Source organism: Nocardia xishanensis NBRC 101358 (assembly GCF_001613365.1).
Lineage (GTDB): Bacteria > Actinomycetota > Actinomycetes > Mycobacteriales > Mycobacteriaceae > Nocardia > Nocardia xishanensis.
Genome location: NZ_BDCF01000045.1, coordinates 39,425 through 55,905, shown reverse-complemented (window position 1 = coordinate 55,905; position 16,481 = coordinate 39,425). Strand labels below are relative to the sequence as shown.

General features: G+C 67.8%; 19 protein-coding genes. 11 read left to right on the top strand and 8 right to left on the bottom strand.

The genetic code is table 11. The features are described 5' to 3' along the window. Positions 1-35 precede the first annotated feature (35 nt). On the bottom strand, positions 36-683 hold the full coding sequence (locus NX1_RS27095) for a nitroreductase family protein (RefSeq protein WP_068065083.1): 648 nt from the start codon (positions 681-683) through the stop codon (positions 36-38). Positions 684-761: 78 nt separating this feature from the next. On the opposite strand from NX1_RS27095, the gene NX1_RS27090 reads away from it, so the two are divergent. The 6 genes from NX1_RS27090 to NX1_RS27065 all read left to right on the top strand — a co-directional run bounded on the left by NX1_RS27090 (position 762) and on the right by NX1_RS27065 (position 4,808). Further along, entirely contained in the window at positions 762-1,145 is a 384-nt protein-coding gene (locus tag NX1_RS27090; protein ID WP_373864918.1) for a winged helix-turn-helix transcriptional regulator, read from the top strand. A gap of 259 nt (positions 1,146-1,404) precedes the next feature. Continuing rightward, positions 1,405-1,803, top strand: coding sequence for a TOBE domain-containing protein (locus NX1_RS27085; protein WP_068065129.1), 399 nt, complete (start codon positions 1,405-1,407; stop codon positions 1,801-1,803). An 11-nt stretch (positions 1,804-1,814) separates the two neighbouring features. Beyond that, entirely contained in the window at positions 1,815-2,585 is a 771-nt protein-coding gene (modA, locus tag NX1_RS27080) for a molybdate ABC transporter substrate-binding protein (RefSeq protein WP_068065080.1), read from the top strand. After that, positions 2,582-3,394, top strand: coding sequence for a molybdate ABC transporter permease subunit (gene modB, locus NX1_RS27075; RefSeq protein WP_169812296.1), 813 nt, complete (start codon positions 2,582-2,584; stop codon positions 3,392-3,394). Before modA ends, modB begins: the two co-directional genes overlap by 4 nt. Further along, positions 3,391-4,440 (top strand): ABC transporter ATP-binding protein, encoded by a 1,050-nt coding sequence (locus NX1_RS27070; RefSeq protein WP_068065079.1) that lies wholly within the window; start codon positions 3,391-3,393, stop codon positions 4,438-4,440. The genes modB and NX1_RS27070 overlap by 4 nt, the downstream gene beginning before the upstream one ends. A 158-nt stretch (positions 4,441-4,598) precedes the next feature. Next, positions 4,599-4,808 carry a TOBE domain-containing protein gene (locus tag NX1_RS27065; protein ID WP_218024187.1) on the top strand — a complete coding sequence of 70 codons (210 nt, stop codon included), beginning with the start codon at positions 4,599-4,601 and terminating at the stop codon, positions 4,806-4,808. 140 nt (positions 4,809-4,948) lie between these two features. Here the strand turns inward: NX1_RS27065 and NX1_RS27060 are convergent, their stop codons facing one another. Next, entirely contained in the window at positions 4,949-5,938 is a 990-nt protein-coding gene (locus tag NX1_RS27060) for an EamA family transporter (protein ID WP_068065078.1), read from the bottom strand. A gap of 142 nt (positions 5,939-6,080) precedes the next feature. On the opposite strand from NX1_RS27060, the gene NX1_RS27055 reads away from it, so the two are divergent. Continuing rightward, a complete protein-coding gene (locus NX1_RS27055; RefSeq protein ID WP_068065117.1) occupies positions 6,081-6,860 on the top strand; it encodes an enoyl-CoA hydratase-related protein in 780 nt (259 codons plus the stop codon). On the opposite strand, the gene NX1_RS27050 is transcribed toward NX1_RS27055, so the two are convergent. Together NX1_RS27050 and NX1_RS27045 are read right to left on the bottom strand one after the other, a co-directional pair. Further along, entirely contained in the window at positions 6,857-7,837 is a 981-nt protein-coding gene (locus tag NX1_RS27050) for an NADPH:quinone reductase (protein ID WP_068065076.1), read from the bottom strand. The genes NX1_RS27055 and NX1_RS27050 overlap by 4 nt on opposite strands. 111 nt (positions 7,838-7,948) lie before the next feature. Further along, positions 7,949-8,851: a LysR family transcriptional regulator gene (locus NX1_RS27045; RefSeq protein ID WP_068065073.1), complete on the bottom strand. Its 903-nt coding sequence runs from the start codon at positions 8,849-8,851 to the stop codon at positions 7,949-7,951. 134 nt (positions 8,852-8,985) lie between these two features. On the opposite strand from NX1_RS27045, the gene NX1_RS27040 reads away from it, so the two are divergent. Continuing rightward, positions 8,986-10,401 (top strand): MFS transporter, encoded by a 1,416-nt coding sequence (locus NX1_RS27040; RefSeq protein ID WP_084501794.1) that lies wholly within the window; start codon positions 8,986-8,988, stop codon positions 10,399-10,401. 110 nt (positions 10,402-10,511) lie between these two features. Here NX1_RS27040 and NX1_RS27035 read toward each other — a convergent pair whose 3' ends face one another. Continuing rightward, positions 10,512-11,438 carry a class I SAM-dependent methyltransferase gene (locus tag NX1_RS27035; protein ID WP_245668696.1) on the bottom strand — a complete coding sequence of 309 codons (927 nt, stop codon included), beginning with the start codon at positions 11,436-11,438 and terminating at the stop codon, positions 10,512-10,514. A gap of 146 nt (positions 11,439-11,584) precedes the next feature. Between NX1_RS27035 and NX1_RS27030 the strand changes: the two genes are divergently transcribed. Next, on the top strand, positions 11,585-12,238 hold the full coding sequence (locus tag NX1_RS27030; RefSeq protein ID WP_068065072.1) for a YcnI family copper-binding membrane protein: 654 nt from the start codon (positions 11,585-11,587) through the stop codon (positions 12,236-12,238). Between the two features lie 40 nt (positions 12,239-12,278). Here the strand turns inward: NX1_RS27030 and NX1_RS27025 are convergent, their stop codons facing one another. From NX1_RS27025 to NX1_RS38170, 3 genes are all read right to left on the bottom strand, one after another. Next, the gene (locus NX1_RS27025; protein WP_068065068.1) at positions 12,279-12,509 is read right to left on the bottom strand and encodes a DUF3263 domain-containing protein; all 231 of its coding nucleotides are present in this window, start codon (positions 12,507-12,509) and stop codon (positions 12,279-12,281) included. 69 nt (positions 12,510-12,578) lie between these two features. After that, positions 12,579-13,616, bottom strand: a complete 1,038-nt coding sequence (locus NX1_RS27020) for a phosphotransferase family protein (protein WP_068065065.1) — start codon at positions 13,614-13,616, stop codon at positions 12,579-12,581. Beyond that, on the bottom strand, positions 13,609-14,025 hold the full coding sequence (locus tag NX1_RS38170; protein ID WP_068065063.1) for an AMP-binding protein: 417 nt from the start codon (positions 14,023-14,025) through the stop codon (positions 13,609-13,611). The genes NX1_RS27020 and NX1_RS38170 overlap by 8 nt, the downstream gene beginning before the upstream one ends. Before the next feature lie 604 nt (positions 14,026-14,629). On the opposite strand from NX1_RS38170, the gene NX1_RS27010 reads away from it, so the two are divergent. Together NX1_RS27010 and NX1_RS27005 are read left to right on the top strand one after the other, a co-directional pair. Then, positions 14,630-15,667: an amidohydrolase family protein gene (locus NX1_RS27010; protein WP_068065058.1), complete on the top strand. Its 1,038-nt coding sequence runs from the start codon at positions 14,630-14,632 to the stop codon at positions 15,665-15,667. Between the two features lie 305 nt (positions 15,668-15,972). Further along, on the top strand, positions 15,973-16,347 hold the full coding sequence (locus NX1_RS27005; protein WP_068065055.1) for a hypothetical protein: 375 nt from the start codon (positions 15,973-15,975) through the stop codon (positions 16,345-16,347). Positions 16,348-16,481: the final 134 nt, after the last annotated feature.

Sequence of the window (16,481 nt, the reverse complement as noted above, 5' to 3'; positions counted from 1 at the left end):
CCTGGAGCGATCTCACGTCGGTCCCGGTCCGCGACTCACGCTCCCTGATAGCGCCCATGGAAGACGTTGTGGCCCAATGCCCGCCGCCCGGGGTGAATCCGTTCCTCGGCGGCGTAGCCGACGGACACCAGCAAGGCGATGGCGAGGTCGGCGCGATCCTCGATCCCGATCGTCTTCTTCACCTTCTCCTCGTCCCAGCCGTTCATGGCTGAGGTGGCCAGCCCGAGTTCAGTGGCGGCCAGCATGGCGTAGGTCGCGGCGATCATGGCGTCCTTCACCGCGTATTCGCGCTCCAGACCGCGTTCGGCCAGCCCCTGCTGGAATTCGACCGATGCGGCGGCGAATCCGGTGATGAACTCGTCGCTCCACGCCCCGTTGCGGCGCGCCTGTTCGTAGACATCGGACCTGTCCGTCCGCCACACGTGCGGCTCGGCGACGAACACGAGCACGACCGGCGCCTCCTGTGGCTGCGGCTGACCGCCGGTGGCCCAGGTCAGGCCCTCCAGCCCCGCCGTATCGGAGACCACGACGATGGACCGGTCCTGCAGGTTCCAGCTCGACGGCGCTTGCATCGCCAAGTCGAGGAGAGTGTCGAGATGGGCGGCGGGCACCGGATCGGGCAGGTAGTGGCGGACGGTGCGGCGGGTGCGGATCGCGTCGGCGACCGAAAGTTTTGTGATCATGTTACTAACTATCGAAGAGTGACTCTCCATTGGAAAGAAGACACTAATTAGTGCGTTACTCTCCTTGATGTGACGATCGTGGAATCCTCGGGTCTGCCCGCCGACGCGTACTCCGCCAAATGCCCCACGCGGCAGGTCCTCGACCACATCGCGGGCAAGTGGACGGTGCTGGTGATCGACTCCCTCCTCCAAGAGGGCACCATGCGCTACACCGACCTGTCGCGCCGCATCGGCGGCGTCTCCCAGAAGATGCTCACGCAAACCCTGCGCAGCCTGGAAAGCGACGGATTCCTCACCCGCACAGTGCATCCCACGATTCCCCCGCGCGTGGAATACGAACTCACCGACCTCGGCCGCAGCCTTGCCGAGCCCGTCACCGCCCTGCGCCAGTGGGCCGAGCGGCACATCAACGACATCGAACGGGCCCGCCACGCGATCGCGCAGCAGTCCGCAACGGAGTGAGATCACATCGACGCGCGACCCGGGACAGCCACCGGTCGCCCCGCCGCACCGCCCACGAACAGCCCACGTGAGCATGCCGTGACTGCTGCGCAATTACGGTGAAAGACGCTGGACATATCCGCATACAAGGATCTATCCGCCTGACGGATCAGAATTCGCGCAGATTGGACGTGATCGAACCGGCGGGTACGAGCAATGAGACGGTTTCGCGGATCGATATCGGTATCGCATCCGTGAATGCGGAAATAGGATGTTTCCTGTGTCGAATCTACGGATCAGCGAAGTGGCCGCGCTCCTGGGTGTCAGCGATGACACCGTGCGCCGATGGATCGATCAGGGCCGCCTGAACGCGATCCAGCTGGACAACGGTCGCAAAGGCGTCAGCGGTCGCGAGCTGGCCGAATTCCTCAGCACCAGCGCCGAGGCGCCCGCCCCTGGCGTGACCATCGCCGCGTCGGCCCGCAACAGGATGCGCGGAATCGTCACCCGGGTGGTGAAGGACACCGTGATGGCACAGGTGGAGATGCAGGCCGGACCGTTCCGGCTGGTGTCGCTGCTGAGCCGGGAATCGGTGGACGAGCTCGGGTTGGAAGTCGGCAGCGTCGCTGTCGCATCGGTGAAGTCCACGCACGTCGTGGTGGAGATACCGGAAAGTTGACGAGGATGAGAATGATTCGCGGATCGGCTGTCGGCGCGGTGGCCGCGGTGAGCGTCGCGGCGTGTGGTTCGGGCGTCACGGCCGAACCCACTGGAAACAAAAACATTTCGGGGACGGTGACCGTCTTCGCCGCGGCGTCACTGACGGAGACGTTCACCGAACTCGGTAAGCAGTTCGAGGCCGCCAATCCTGGTGTCAAGGTGGTCTACAGCTTCGGCGCGAGTTCCGCACTGGCCGAACAGATCAACCAAGGCGCTCCGGCCGACGTCTTCGCGTCGGCGGCGCCCAAGAACATGCAGCAGGTCCGCGACAAGGGCGAAGTCACCGTCGAACCAATCACTTTCGTGCGCAATCGGCTCGAAATCGCGGTCCCGAAAGGCAATCCGGGACATATCACCGGACTGGCCGATTTCGGCAAGACCGAACCCAAGCTCGCGTTGTGCGCCGAGCAGGTGCCGTGTGGCGCCGCGGCCAAGACGGTGTTCGAGGCCGCGGGCATCAGCCCGCAACCGGATACCCGGGAGCAGGACGTGAAGGCGGTGCTGACCAAGGTCACCCTCGGAGAGGTCGACGCCGCACTGGTGTATCGCACGGACGTCGAGGCGGCCGGGGACAAGGTCGAGGGCATCGACTTCCCCGAGTCGGCCAAGGCGGTCAACGACTACCCGGTCGCACCGCTCGCGCACGCCCCGAATGCCGCGGCCGCGGCGGCGTTCGTCGCATTCGTCACCTCCGACAAGGCCGAGCAAATCTTCGACGCGGCGGGATTCGACACCCCGTGATCGCCCCCTCGCGGCGGCGGGCGGCGCGCGGGCGGCGACCGGTCGCACTGGTGCTGCCCGCCGTCTGCGGGCTGGCGTTCCTGGTCGTTCCGCTGATCGGACTACTGGTCCGCGCACCGTGGGCGACCATGCCGAGCCGGCTCTTCAGCGCCGAAGTCGGTCAGGCGCTGCGGCTTTCGCTGGTGTGCGCGTCCGCGGCCACGGTGATCTGCCTGGTGTTCGGCATTCCGCTGGCGTGGCTGCTGGCACGCGCGGAACTGCCGGGGCGCGGGATCATCCGCGCGCTTGTCACCGTGCCATTGGTGCTGCCGCCCGTGGTCGGTGGCGTCGCGTTGCTGCTGGTGCTGGGGCGACGCGGGCTGATCGGCCGCTATCTCTACGAATGGTTCGGCGTCTCGTTGCCGTTCACCACCGCGGGAGTGATCGTCGCCGAAGCGTTCGTGGCCATGCCCTTCCTGGTGATCTCGGTCGAGGGCGCGTTGCGGGCGGCCGATCCGCGCTATGAGGAGGCTGCCGCCACTCTCGGCGCCACCGGCTGGTACACCTTCCGCCGCGTCACCCTCCCCTCGGTGCTGCCGGGAGTGGTCGCGGGCGCGGTGTTGTGCTGGGCGCGCGCACTCGGCGAATTCGGCGCGACGATCACCTTCGCGGGAAACTTCCCCGGCCGCACCACCACCATGCCGTTGGCGGTGTACCTCGCGCTCGAGACCGATCCGGATGCCGCGATCGTGCTCAGCTTGGTGCTGCTGGCGGTCTCGGTCGCCGTGCTCGTCGCGTTGCGGGAACGCTGGATCCGGGGCGCGGTATGACACTGACTGCCGAATTGAAGGTCAGCAGAGGGTCTTTCGACCTCGAGCTGCCGTTGCGCGTCGAACGAGGTGAGGTTGTCGCGCTGCTGGGGCCCAACGGGGCCGGTAAGACCACGGCGCTGCGGGCGCTGGCTGGATTGATCGCGCTCACCGACGGGAGAATCCGGCTCGACGACCGCACCTGGGACGCACCGCCGTCGGTGTTCGTGCCCGCCGAACGCCGCGAGGTCGGCGTGGTCTTCCAGGACTACCTGCTGTTCGGGCATCTCTCGGCGCTCGACAACATCGCCTTCGGACTCAGAGCCCGGGGGATGCGCCGCGCGGCCGCACGGGAGTGCGCCGAACGATGGCTCGCCCGTGTGGGTTTGACCGACTGCGGGCAGCGCAGGCCGCGCGCGCTCTCGGGCGGTCAGGCCCAGCGGGTGGCGCTGGCGAGGGCGCTGGTGACCGAACCGCAGCTGCTGCTGCTCGACGAACCGTTGGCCGCCCTCGATGCCGGCACCAGACTCCACGTGCGCTCGGACCTGGCCCATCATCTGCGCGACTACCCTGGGCACACCGTGCTCGTCACCCACGACCCGCTCGACGCCATGGTCTTGGCCGATCGGCTGGTCATCCTCGAAGACGGCGCGATCGTGCAGCACGGCCCGCCCGCGGAGGTCGCCGCCCGACCGCGCTCGGATTACGTCGCCCACTTGATGGGGCTCAACCTCTATCGCGGCGCCGCCCGCGGCACTCGCGTCGAGCTCGACGGCGGCGGAACACTCACCATCGCCGAACCCGCCGCCGGGCCCGTCTATGTGGCGTTCGCACCCCATGCGGTCGGACTGCATCCGGACCAGCCGATGGGCAGCCCGCGCAACAGCTGGCCGGTCACGATCACCGGCATCGAGCAACACGCGCACACCACCCGCGTCCGGCTCGACGGCACACCACAGGTGCTCGCCGACATCACACCCGCGACGGTCGCGCAGCTGGGTCTGCGCCCCGGACAGCAACTCTGGGCCGCGGTCAAGGCCACCGAAACGCAGTCCTATCCGGCGTGAGGACCGCCGCACCGGCCACGGCAAACGCGCCTTGTCGCGCTCGAAGACGCCAACGCGTACATCAACCGATAAACGGTACGTGCGCGACGTCTACTGAACTCGCCGCACCGTTTCGGCGCTACGGGCCAGTCGTGGCGGCCGGGCGTATCGTCGGCGCCATGCGACTGAGCACCCGAAACCAGCTCGACGGAACAGTGGTCTCGGTAACCCGGGGCGAAGCCATGGCCGTGGTCCGCGTGCGCCTCACCGGCGGCGACGAGATCACCTCCTCGATCACCCGCGACGCCGCCGACGATCTCGGCCTCGCCGAAGGGACCGACGTCAAAGTCCTGATCAAATCCACCGAGGTCACCCTCGGCGTCGGATGAACCGCACATGTCGGTTCATTCCCACTCAGGCTGTCCGGCACCACACGGCATCTCCGCGGGCAGGTCGCAACACTGCGCCGACTGCCGCCGGGTCGACCTCGCACCGCCGTTCACACGTCGAGGCCCAGTCGTGTCGAGATTCAACTGTTCCTGTTCCCACCGGAAAGCCGTGTCGGCGGCGACTTCTCCATTCGCGCCGCGGCTTCCGGCCCGGGCAATTGCACCAGCACCGCGCCGGTGAGCAGTATCGCTGCCCCGGCCAGTTGCGCTGGCCCGAGCGTCTGGCCGAGCAGCAGCCAGGCCAGCACGGCCGCGACCACCGGTTCCACCATCGCCAGCACGCTCGCCATGGCCGAGGGCAGGTCACGCAGCGCACGCAGCCCGGCCAGATAGGGCAGGACGGTGCCGAAGACTGCCAGCACCAGCAGCGCCAGCCACACCGGGACCCGTAGACCGCCGAGTACCGCGGGGGCGGTGAGCAGGCCGGAAGACAATGTCCATGGCGGAGCGACCACGATCATCACAATCGCGCCGATCGCCAACCCGGCCGCCGTCAGCCCGAACGAGTCGTGCCTGCTCGCGCCGTGCTCGCCGAGCAGGAAGTATCCGGCCGAGCAGATCGCCGAGCTCAACCCGGCGGCGATGCCGAGCGGGTCCAGGTGGCCGCCCTGCCAGATCTCCGCGACCAGAGTCGATCCGGTCACGGCCAGCCCGAGACCCAGCCACCCCAGCCCCGGCAGCCGGGTGCGCCGAATTACCCTCACCCACAAGGTGACCAGCGCGGGCGCCACGTTGACCAGCACCATCGCCACCCCGACCGGAACCCGCGACACGGCCACGAAGAAGAACAGCTGCACCCCGGCGACACCGAGCAGGCCGTAGCCGAGCAGCAACCCGATGTCGCCGCGGCCGAAGCGCAGGGCCCGAGGCCGCAGCACCGCGACCACCGGCACCAGCAGCACCGCGGCCAACGCGATCCGCACCGAGGTCACCGCTGCCGCGGACCAACCCGCCGCCATCACCGCAGCGGCCAGCGAACCGCAACTCGCGAACAGCACCCACGAAGTCAGGCTCAGACCCGTCGCCCCGGTCCGATTCGGCGAACGCGCAGACTGCTCCAGTACCGCCACGCCAGGCAGTGTGCCCGAGGGATCACCGTCGTGACCAAAGGTGTTCCGACGGCCGGGCCGGGGGAACTCGGCCGGCAGGGCTCAGCCGAGGGATCGTTCCCGAGGTGTCGTGTCGTCGCCCGCGGAGATCTACGGTGGACATATGACCGCCTTGGAATATCGGCATGTGCTGGTCGCACGGGACGGCGACACGGTGCGCATCACCATGAACCGCCCGGATCGGCGCAATGCGCTGTCGGGCGAGCACCTGGCCGAGCTGCTCGCCTCGTTCCGTGCCGCAGGCGAGACCGACGCCACCGGGGTCGTGCTCGGGGCACACGGTCCGGTGTTCTCCGCGGGACATGATTTCGCCGACGTCGCCGCGCGCGATCTGCTCGGCGTGCGGGACTTGCTCACGCTGTGCACCGAGCTGATGTCGACCATCCAGTCGGTGCCGCAGGTGGTGATCGCCCGGGTGCACGGTCTGGCCACGGCCGCGGGCTGCCAGCTGGTGGCTTCGTGCGATCTTGCCGTCGCCGCCGAATCGGCTGGTTTCGCACTTCCCGGCGGCAAGGGTGGGTGGTTCTGTCACACTCCTGCGGTGCCGGTGGCGCGCGCTGTCGGCCGAAAGCGTCTGATGGAGCTGGCCCTCACCGGCGACCCCATCGATGCCCGCACCGCGGAAGAGTGGGGCCTGATCAACCGGGCCGTGCCGGACGCCGAGCTGGACACCGCCGTGGACGAATTGCTCGCCCGCGCTACGCGAGGCAGCCGAGCCAACAAGGCGCTCGGCAAACGCACTCTCTACGCCCAGCTCGACCGACCGGAAGCAGACGCCTACACCCTCGCCTTGGAAGTCATGGCCGCCGCCGCGCAACTTCCCGGCGCCCGCGAAGGGATGGCAGCCTTCTTGGAGAAGCGCCCACCCGTCTGGCCCGATTAGGCGCCGTCTCGGATTGCCAACACGAGACGCGTGCCGTGCAGCCGCTCCGTCTCGATTCTGCGATGCGCCTCGGCAACGGCGGAGAGCGGAAGAATTTCGACCGCTCGGGGCCGCAGCGCCCGGTCCAGTAGCAGCCGATTGACCACCGCCGCGGCGTCGCGCAATTGCGCGGTGGTCGCGCGGGAGATCACGAAACCGCGAATCGAACCGTCCTTCAGATACAGCGCGCCCGTGGACAATTCGCTTCGCGAACCGGTGCCCGAGAGAATCACGATCCTGCCTCGGACCGCGAGCATCTCCACGGCGTCCACCATGTTGTTCCGGCCCGAGGTGTCGATATAGAGGTCGACGCCGTTCGCGGCAATCCCGCGTACCTCTCCGACGATGTTCTGCGTGCGATAGTCGATGGTGTGCGCGGCGCCCATGCGCCGGCAGTAATCGTGGTCGTCGGGGTGAGCGGCCGCGATGGCCGTACCCCCGGCGCGGGCGATCATGGCGACGAGAGCGGAGCCGACATTGCCCGCCGCGCCCGCGATCAGCGCCGTGTCGCCGGACCGGAGGTCCCCGTGGGTGAACGCGGCGAGATACGCGGTGGCCGCCGGATGGACGAGGGCCACCGCTTCCGTGGGCGACACCCCGTCGGGCAGATGGTAGAGGCGATCGACGGGAACGGCAGCGACTTCGGAGGCCGCTCCCTGCCGCCCGTCGTGCCCGAGGCTGTTACACCAAACCTGATCGCCCGGCGAGAATTCCGGCGAACGGGATTCGGCGACCTTTCCGACCAGGTCGCGGCCGATCACGAACGGAAACTCCATCGCGGTCGGATACCGCCCGGAGCGCACGAAGGTGTCGACAGGATCCACCGCCGTGGCCATGACCTCGACCAACACGTCGTCGGGTCCGCACACCGGCGGCGGCAACTCGCCGTAGACAATCGCGTCCGACGGCCCGAGTCGTTCGATATAGGCAGCTCGCACGCGAATCCTCCGATGTTTCCATTCGAGTGGGCGAGCGGAGCGGGTTCAGTCTGTCACGCCGTTCCCGGACCAGCAATGATCCAGCATCCTGCCGGGAATCGCGCGCGGCGGTCAGTCTTCGTTGTCGAAGTGACATACCGCCGATACGCGGTCGCGCAGCCACCGGTGCGCGGGGTCCGCGTCCAGCCGGACGTGCCACAGCAGCGAGATCGTGACTTCGGGTGCGGGGAAAGGCAACTCGAAGGAGAACAGTCCCTGGCGCAGGTTCGCCGTGTGGCGCCGCGGGACAGTGGCGACGAGATCGGTGGCTCGTGCCAGCGCCACCGCAGCACCGAAGCCGTCCACGACCGTCACGATGTCGCGGTGGTGGCCGGTCGGTTGCAGTGCCTCGTCCACCAGTCCCGCGGGCAGTCCGCGACGCGAGACGTGCACGTGCCGCGCCGCGGCGTATCGCTCGGCGCTCATCTCGCCGGTGCCGAGGGGATGTCCGTCGCGGACCACGCCGATGAAGCGGTCGGTGAACAGTGGTTTGCTGAGCACGTCCGGCGGCAGCGCGTCCTCGATGACGCCGGTTTCCAGGTCGACGACGCCCTCGCGCAGCGGACCGGTGTCCTTCTTGGTCTTCTGCAGGAACCGCAATCGCACGCCCGGCGCCGCGGCGGCGACCTCGGCGACCAGCGCCGGCCCGAATCGCTCCACGAACCCGTCGCTGCTGCGCAGCGCGAAAGTCCTTCGCAGCGTTGCCAAATCGAGTTTCTCGACCGGCCGCAACACCGCTTCGGCCTCGTGGACGAGCCCGCGCACGCGTTCGCGCAACTCGACGGCGCGTGGCGTCGGAACCAGGCCTCGTCCGGCGCGGACGAGCAACGGGTCACCGGTGGCGCGTCGCAGCCGCGCGAGCGCGCGACTCATCGCGGACGGACTGAGCGCGAGCCGTTCGCCGGCCCGCGTCACGCTGCCCTCCTCCAGCAGGACATCCAGGGTGACGAGCAAGTTCAGGTCGGGCCGCGCCATGCGGACAGGATCGCACAGCGGCCGAGCACACATGGCGTGCAGTGCACAATTACCTTTACTTGTTTGCGTCTTCCGCCAGGTCGGAACGGAATTTACGTTCGATGCACACCGTCGAGGCCAGGAGGAAGACCTTCATGTCCAGATCAGCGACGCATCCCGTCGTCGAGTACGAGTCCAGCCGTCGTTCACCGGCCTTGGTGCTCACCGCGCTCTCACTCTCCATGCTGTTGCCTTCGCTGAGCATCAGCATCGCCAACGTGGGCCTGCCGTCGATGGCGGCGGCGCTGGGCGCGTCTTTCCCCGAGGTGCAGTGGATCGTGATCGCCTACTTGCTGGCCATCACGACGCTGATCGTCGGGGTCGGCCGGCTGGGCGACCTGGTCGGCCGGCATCGCCTCCTGGTGATCGGCATCGCCGTGTTCACCGTCGCGACGCTGCTGTGCGGTCTCGCCCCGAATCTGTTCCTCCTGATCGCCGCGCGGGCGCTGCAAGGGGTCGGCGCCGCCTGCATGGTGGCGCTGACGATGGCGTCCGTAGGCTCGGTCGTGCCCGAACACCGCACGGGTAGCGCGATGGGGTTGCTGGGCACGATGTCAGCCGTCGGAACGGCGCTCGGCCCTTCGCTCGGCGGTGTACTGATCGGGATTTTCGGTTGGCGGGCAATCTTTTTGGCTGTGGTGCCGATCGGCGTGCTGGCGTTGGCGCTTACCCTCCGGATATCGGCCGACACCGCGGCCGGGTCGACGGTACGGCGTTTCGACACGCTGGGCACGGCGCTGCTGGCCGTGACACTGGGCGCTTACGCGCTCGCCATGACCGTCGGCTCCTTCGGGCGGCTCACCCTTGGTTTGCTCGGCATCGCCGGTGTGGGCTTGGCGCTGTTCGCTTTCGCCGAGAGCAAGGTCGCGTTCCCGCTGGTGACCCTCGGCATGTTGCGCGATCCGGTACTCGCCGTTGGGCTGACGACGAGCACCGTGGTCTCGGCCGTCATGATGACGACCCTCGTCGTCGGCCCGTTTCACCTGGCAGGGGCAATGGGTCTCGGGCCTGCCGCGGTGGGGCTGGTCATGTCGGCTGGCCCTGCGGTATCTGCGCTCACCGGTGTCCCGGCGGGCCGCGTCACCGATCGCTTCGGTTCGGGAACCACGGTGATCGTCGGACTCGTCGGCATCATCGGCGGCGCGCTGACCCTGTCGGTGATGCCCGTAGCGGCGGGCGTCCTCGGCTACGTCCTGCCGTTGGTCCTTTGCACGGCAAGCTACGCGACATTCCAAGCGGCCAACAACACCGCCGTCATGAAAGACGTTGCCGCGCAACAACGTGGATTGATCTCCGGGATGTTGAACCTGTCCCGGAACCTGGGTCTGATGACCGGTGCGTCGGTCATGGGCGCGGTCTTCGCACAGGCCGCCGGAACGGCGGACGTCACCACGGGCACACCGGCCGAAATAGCGCGGGGAACGCATTGGACCTTCGCGGCCGCCGCCCTGCTGGTTGGCATCGGTCTGGCATTGGTGCTGGGATTGCGGCGCGGACGCGGCGACAAGTAGGTCGACATGTCGGAATGGTCAGGTACCCGGTCGGTGCGGGCGGCAGCGTTACATCGAGCGCAGAGCCGACCCGCTGTTCCGGCGACGGCGCGGATTTCACATGTCGGTCGTCACCGGACCGCGACGACCATCGCGTCGTTGATCGACCGCCACGCCACGCCCGTCTCCAGGAAACCGGCTTCCTTCAATCGCAGGCAGTGCCATCCGATCGGATGTTCGTCGCCGCCGCCGTGCCGGTCGAAAATCGCTCGGCTGCCCGCGTGTTCCTCGGCGAAGCCGGGGTCGCCGGCTACCGTCGCCCACCACTGTTCCCAGTCCAGCGCGCCTGTGACACGGGCCCGCTCCTGGTGTGCCTTCTGGATGACCTCGTCGATGGCGTTGAGAATCGGCGTCTCCGGGTCGGGCATGTGATCGGCGTTGAGGAACACTCCGCCCGGTCGAACCAGTTTCGCCAGATCGGCGTACAGCCGCATCACCGCTTCGCTCTTCATCCAGTGCAGCGATGTCGCGGTGAGCACGGCATCGAACGGCTCGATCGGCAACGATTCCATCCATCCGGGATCGGAGAGGTCGGCCGTCACGAAGGTGATCCGCGAATCCCCCTGGAACGATCCCCGAGCGATCGCCAGCATCGTCGGATCCATGTCGACGGCGACCGACCTCGCTCGCGGCATTCGCTCGAGCAGCCGACGGCTGATGGTGCCCGTCCCGCACGCCAGATCCAGCACGTGAGGCGTCGGCCCGACCGCGGCCGCCACCACATCCATCATCACCCGGAACCGCTCCTCGCGTTCGGGGAGGTACAGCTCCTGCTGCCGGTCCCAACTGTGCTGCCACGACTCCCAGTCCACAACGCCTCCGTTTCCAGAAAAAACGTGTAGGTCTGCCGAACGAATGGAACGCACGAACGCGGACGCGGCCGCCGAATTGCGACGATCTCCCTGCCAGGGCAGCGATGCGGATCTCGGCTGGGACAGTACACAGGTTTCGGCCGGATCGAGGCCATCACAGCGACCGCCCGCGAGTCCGCGCCGCACACGCGGAAACGCCGTTGCGCGCGGAAAAGACTTGTGCCCTCGCCGGTATATGGACGCGATATTCGCAGGTAGAGCGCCACGATGGCTTATCGTCGATGCGCATCGGTTGTGTTCGTTTCCTCGTATACGAAGGAGAGGTCTGATCGATGAGCGGTTCGACGTTCACACGCAGCGCGGTGGTGGCCGCGGCGGCCGCGCTCGCCGTCGCCGGGGCGACCGGCACGGCGTTCGCCCATGTCACGGTGTCGGCGTCGGACGCCTCGAAGGGTGGATCGGCGGTCCTGGTGTTCCGGGTGCCGAACGAATCGGCCAGCGGCAGCCCGACCGTCGGGTTGGGAGTGGAGATCTCCGGTGTCACGACGGTCGACACCGAGACGGTGCCGGGATGGAAGGCCGTGGTGAACAAGGACTCCGGCAGCGGCGTCACCACCGTCACCTGGACCGCCGATCCGGGCACCGGCATCGCGGCGGGGCAGTTCGAGCAATTCTCGATCCTGGCCAACGGCCTGCCCGACAAGGACGAACTGATCATGCCCGCGACACAGACCTACGCCGACGGGCAGGTCGTGCGCTGGGATCAGAATCCAGGGGACGGCGAGCCGGAGTACCCGGCGCCGTCGGTGACGCTGCGTGACGGGCAGTCGGCAGGAGCGCACGACCACGGCGATATCCAGGCGACCGCCTCGGAGACCGAATCATCGAAGGACACGACCGCGCGCTGGCTCGGCGCGCTCGGCCTCGCGCTCGGCGCGCTGGCCGTCCTCGCGGTGATCGGTATCGGGGTGCGCGGCAGGCACTGATCGGCCGCGGCGGACGCCCGGTCGCGGGCCGTCCTGTCGATCAGGCCCGGCCCGCCGCGGGTCGGCTCAACCGATCGACGCACTGCTCGCGCAGTTTGGCGATGGTCGCATTGCCGAGTGCGCGTGCCGCGGGGGAAGCGAGCAGGTGAATCAGACGTCTGTGGAACTCTCCCGGGGTGAGACCGAATCGGAGGTAGGCCTCTTCGTCGTTGCCGCCGTAGGGAGCCCATTCGGTGGCGAATTCCAGGAGGTCGTTCTCGTAAACACTCATTGCTGTCGGCCTTCGGGGGGAGGGTGCGGGAACTGCCAGATGGCGTGCCGCGGTCGCGAAGACATTGTCCTAAATCCCTGCGGTATCGGCGATTTCACGCGCTTTGTGGACCAGGGCGTCGATCCGGTCGACGGTGGGTGTACCCGCGGCGGCCTTGTTCTGCGGCTGGTCCATCGCCCTGCGCATGACACCCTCGGCGATGATCGCCAGCTTCCACAGCCCGAGTGCGTGCCAGTACTGCAAAGCCGCCGCGTCGCGACCGGTCTCGGCCAGGTAGAGCCGCGCCATCTCGGCGCGATCGGGAAACCCGTGCAGCGTCGACGGCGCGAAATCGCCGCCTGTCGCCTCACCGGGCTCCGGCCAGTAGGTCAGCACGCTGCCCATGTCCGCGAGCGGATCGCCCAGCGTGGACAGTTCCCAATCCAATACCGCCGCAACGTCGCCCGTCTCCCGGGAGAAGATCAGGTTGCGCAGGTGGAAGTCGCCGTGCACCAGGCTGACTTCGCGTTGTTCCGGGATGGCGGCCGAGAGGCGACGGGTGAGGTCGTCCAGTTCGGGTAGCTCTCTGGTCTTGGACACGGCCCACTGCCCCGCCCACCGCCTGAGCTGGCGCTGCGCGTAGGGCTTGTGGCTCGCCAACCCGTCCAGACCCACTTTCTCGAGGTCGACGGCGTGGACCTTCGCCTGGGTGCGCGGCAGGGTCAGCGCGATCTGCCGCCGCTGCGGCGGTGTCAGCGCCGCGGCGGCGTCCATCGTGTCGACGATCGGGCCGTCGACGAACTCCATCAACACCAACGGCACGTCGGAGAACGCGGGATCCGTTGTGACGCCGAGAATTCGAGGGACGGGCACATCGGTATCCGCCAGCGCCGCGATGATACGGGCCTCGCGCACCACGTCGTGGGCCGAAGCAAGCAGATGACCCAGCGGTGGACGCCGCAGCACCCAGGCCATGTCCTCGGCGTCGGTGACGCGGTAGGTGAGGTTCGACTGTCCGAGGCCGATCCGTTGAAAACGCAGTGGCGCAGCGTATTCGATGCCGAGTTCGGCGAACCACCTTGACACGGCCTCGGCGTCGATGCCGACGACTTCCCCGGCTTCAGGCATGGGCGTTGCCGCCCGCCGCCGAGATCGCCTGCGTCGCGGCCAGACCGATGCCGCGTGAGGCGTCGGTGACGATCGCGGTCCGTGCCAGCACCGTGAACCGGAAGGCGAGCACCCAGTTCGTGCCCGCCGGATACCGCAGGGCCACGCGATTCCTGTGCTCGGCTCCGAGCGCCCGCAGTCCACCGGCCACCCGCGACGCGCGCTCCCACAGCAGCGCGTAGGTCAGCCGATCGCCGCCGATCTGGGCGACCGCCTCGGTCTCGGGTCGCGCGGCGACGTGCGCGCGCAGCATGGTCGGCAGCGTCGCGGGCAGGCCCGCGTAGTGCGTGACGCCGTTGGCGTCGCGCGTCGAACCCCATTGGTCGAAGGGATTGCGCGAGCGGGTGATTTCGAGGACGGCACCGGTCATTGGACAGCCTCCGGACGGCGGCGCGAAGTGGCTGCGAGCATCGTGATGGTCTTTCCTCTGTGAAACCTCGGTCGAGCAGCTCGACCGCACATCATCGCTGATACGCGGAATTCGGTTGGGCGCGAAGCCATCCCGGGCCACCACACAGCGTTGCGCGATAACGCGAGTTCGAATCGCGTTCGAGTTTACGAGCGCTTAGTAAGCCTGTCAACAGCTGAACCCGATCAGGCCCGCCGCAACTGCGGGCGTACGACTCGGCACAGATACGCGACATATGCGCTGGTCAGGTGACCAGAAATGGATGGTCGCCATACCTCACGCGCAGCGCACCGCCAAGTCGGCCGTCCAGCTCGACCCGCCAGGCGAGTCCTCCATCCGTCACACACCGGAGCGTGGCGCGCCACCACGAGATGCTGATTATTTCATCATCATCCTAGAATTCCATCTTTATTGATGATATCGTCACAATGAGCGGCGATGTGACCTGAACCATGTCAGCCGACCGCACCCTCGACGTTCCCGGCCGAGGGCCGGGCGCCTGTGCGTCGCGACTCGCACGTATCCCACGTCGCCCCGCTCACAGGCCGCGCAGGAAGGAACCGACGTGTCGAGCAACCGCATCGACGTGCATCAACACTTGATCCCGCCCGTCTACCTCGACGCGCTGCGAGCGCACGGCATCGACGCGCCCGGCGGCCGCGAGCTGCCCGAATGGACACCGGAGGGGGCGCTCGGGTTGATGGCGGAGGCGGGTATCGCGTCCGCGATCCTCTCGGTGTCGACTCCCGGCACCGCGTTCCTGGCCGAAAGCGCCGAGGCCGGGGAGCTCGCCCGGGCGGTCAACGACTACGCCGCCAAGCTCGCCGCCGAGCATCCCGATCGCTTCGGCTTCTTCGCCACGCTGCCGATGCCCGATGTGGCCGCGGCCGCGGCCGAAGCGCGGCGGGCCCTGGACGACCTGGCAGCCGATGGTGTCGTTCTTCTGGGCAACTCGCGGGGGACCTATCTCGGAGCCGAGGGACAGGACGACCTGTTCCGCGTTCTCGACGACCGCTCGGCGGTGGTCCTCGTCCATCCCGCCGACCTGCCCGCCGAGACGGTGCCCGGTATCCCGCCCTTCGCCGCGGACTTCCTGCTCGACACGACGCGCGCGGCATATCTGTTGGTACGCAATGGAATCCGTCGCCACTACCCCAACATTCGCTTCATCCTCGGCCACGCGGGCGGCTTCGTCCCGTACGCCGCCCACCGCATGGCGTTGAGCATCGTCAACCAGACCGGAGCCAGCCCCGTCGACGTCCTCGACGACTTCGCGAGCTTCTACTTCGACACCGCGCTGTCGGCGAGCGCCGCCGCACTGCCGAGCTTGCTCGCCTTCGCCGAACCCGGGCACGTGCTGTACGGCAGCGATTGGCCGTTCGCCCCCGAACCGGCGGTGCACTACTTCAACGCCGGGCTCCACGAATACCCGCACCTCGACGAGTCCGCCCGCCGCGGCATCGAGCGCACGAACGCCGCCGCGCTGTTTCCCCGGTTCGGGACTGCGGCGCCGTTGCCGGAAGCGCCCTTGCTCGCCAGGGCTCGGCGACGTCTGAAGCAACGCGCGTTCCGCGCCGTCGCTCGAGCCACGACCAAGCGCTGAGCCCTTCCGGTGCGTGATCTCGGCTGGTCCACGGCCGCAGCGAGAAACGCGCGAACGTCGGGGACGGCGACCGGGACGATGCTGTCGAGGTAGCTAGGCAGGCCCTCGGCGCCGAGCCCGATGTAGTCGCTCGCGACCACCGCGGAGCCGTCGGCCGGCAGATCGGCGAGATAGGCCGACTCCGGGGTGGGTCGTCCCGAGACGGTCGGCGCGCACTGGTCACCGCATTGCAAGAACTTCTTCAGCGTTTGCTCGGGGCAGACCTCTAATGTCGGTGGCGCCGAAACAATCTGGGGAGGTCCATCGTGAAGAAGCTGCTGTGCGTGCTGGCCGTGTTCACCGCTGTCATGGTCGCGGTCGCCGGTGCGGCGCAGGCGAAGACGTACCGGGTGAAAGGCAAGTGCAAGGGCGACCTCGCGGGGTACGGGTGGTTCGAGGCCGACACCGATCTCGAAGTCGAGTTCGCCGACGGCGATATCGACCGCGAGTACCGCTACTTCTACTTCTACGGATTCCTCGACGATGTGGACAGCAAGTCGCCCCGGGTCACCTGGGACGATCAGCACGTCGTCTACCGCGAGGGCCACTACGACGTCGCGGTCCCCTATATCTCGGGCGCGGGCCTGTGGTTCAAGGACAACACCAAGAAGAACCGCTGGACAAAGCTCTGCGACTACTGAGTGCGGGACTGTCAGCGCGCTGTCAGCGGCGGCGGTCATTGTCGTTCTCGTCAGCCGGAAACAACGACTCCGGCGCTAACACGAGGAGAAGAACGATGTCGCACAACACCCTCTCGGACCTGGTCGGCGCTCGC

Bases quoted from the DNA above. Each gene is read 5' to 3' on its own strand.
- NX1_RS27095 (WP_068065083.1), bottom strand. From the start codon at position 683: ATGATCACAAAACTTTCGGTCGCCGACGCGATCCGCACCCGCCGCACC.
- modA (WP_068065080.1), top strand. From the start codon at position 1,815: ATGATTCGCGGATCGGCTGTCGGCGCGGTGGCCGCGGTGAGCGTCGCG.
- NX1_RS27070 (WP_068065079.1), top strand. From the start codon at position 3,391: ATGACACTGACTGCCGAATTGAAGGTCAGCAGAGGGTCTTTCGACCTC.
- NX1_RS27065 (WP_218024187.1), top strand. From the start codon at position 4,599: ATGCGACTGAGCACCCGAAACCAGCTCGACGGAACAGTGGTCTCGGTA.
- NX1_RS27055 (WP_068065117.1), top strand. From the start codon at position 6,081: ATGACCGCCTTGGAATATCGGCATGTGCTGGTCGCACGGGACGGCGAC.
- NX1_RS27045 (WP_068065073.1), bottom strand. From the start codon at position 8,851: ATGGCGCGGCCCGACCTGAACTTGCTCGTCACCCTGGATGTCCTGCTG.
- NX1_RS27040 (WP_084501794.1), top strand. From the start codon at position 8,986: ATGTCCAGATCAGCGACGCATCCCGTCGTCGAGTACGAGTCCAGCCGT.
- NX1_RS27030 (WP_068065072.1), top strand. From the start codon at position 11,585: ATGAGCGGTTCGACGTTCACACGCAGCGCGGTGGTGGCCGCGGCGGCC.
- NX1_RS27025 (WP_068065068.1), bottom strand. From the start codon at position 12,509: ATGAGTGTTTACGAGAACGACCTCCTGGAATTCGCCACCGAATGGGCT.
- NX1_RS27020 (WP_068065065.1), bottom strand. From the start codon at position 13,616: ATGCCTGAAGCCGGGGAAGTCGTCGGCATCGACGCCGAGGCCGTGTCA.
- NX1_RS38170 (WP_068065063.1), bottom strand. From the start codon at position 14,025: ATGACCGGTGCCGTCCTCGAAATCACCCGCTCGCGCAATCCCTTCGAC.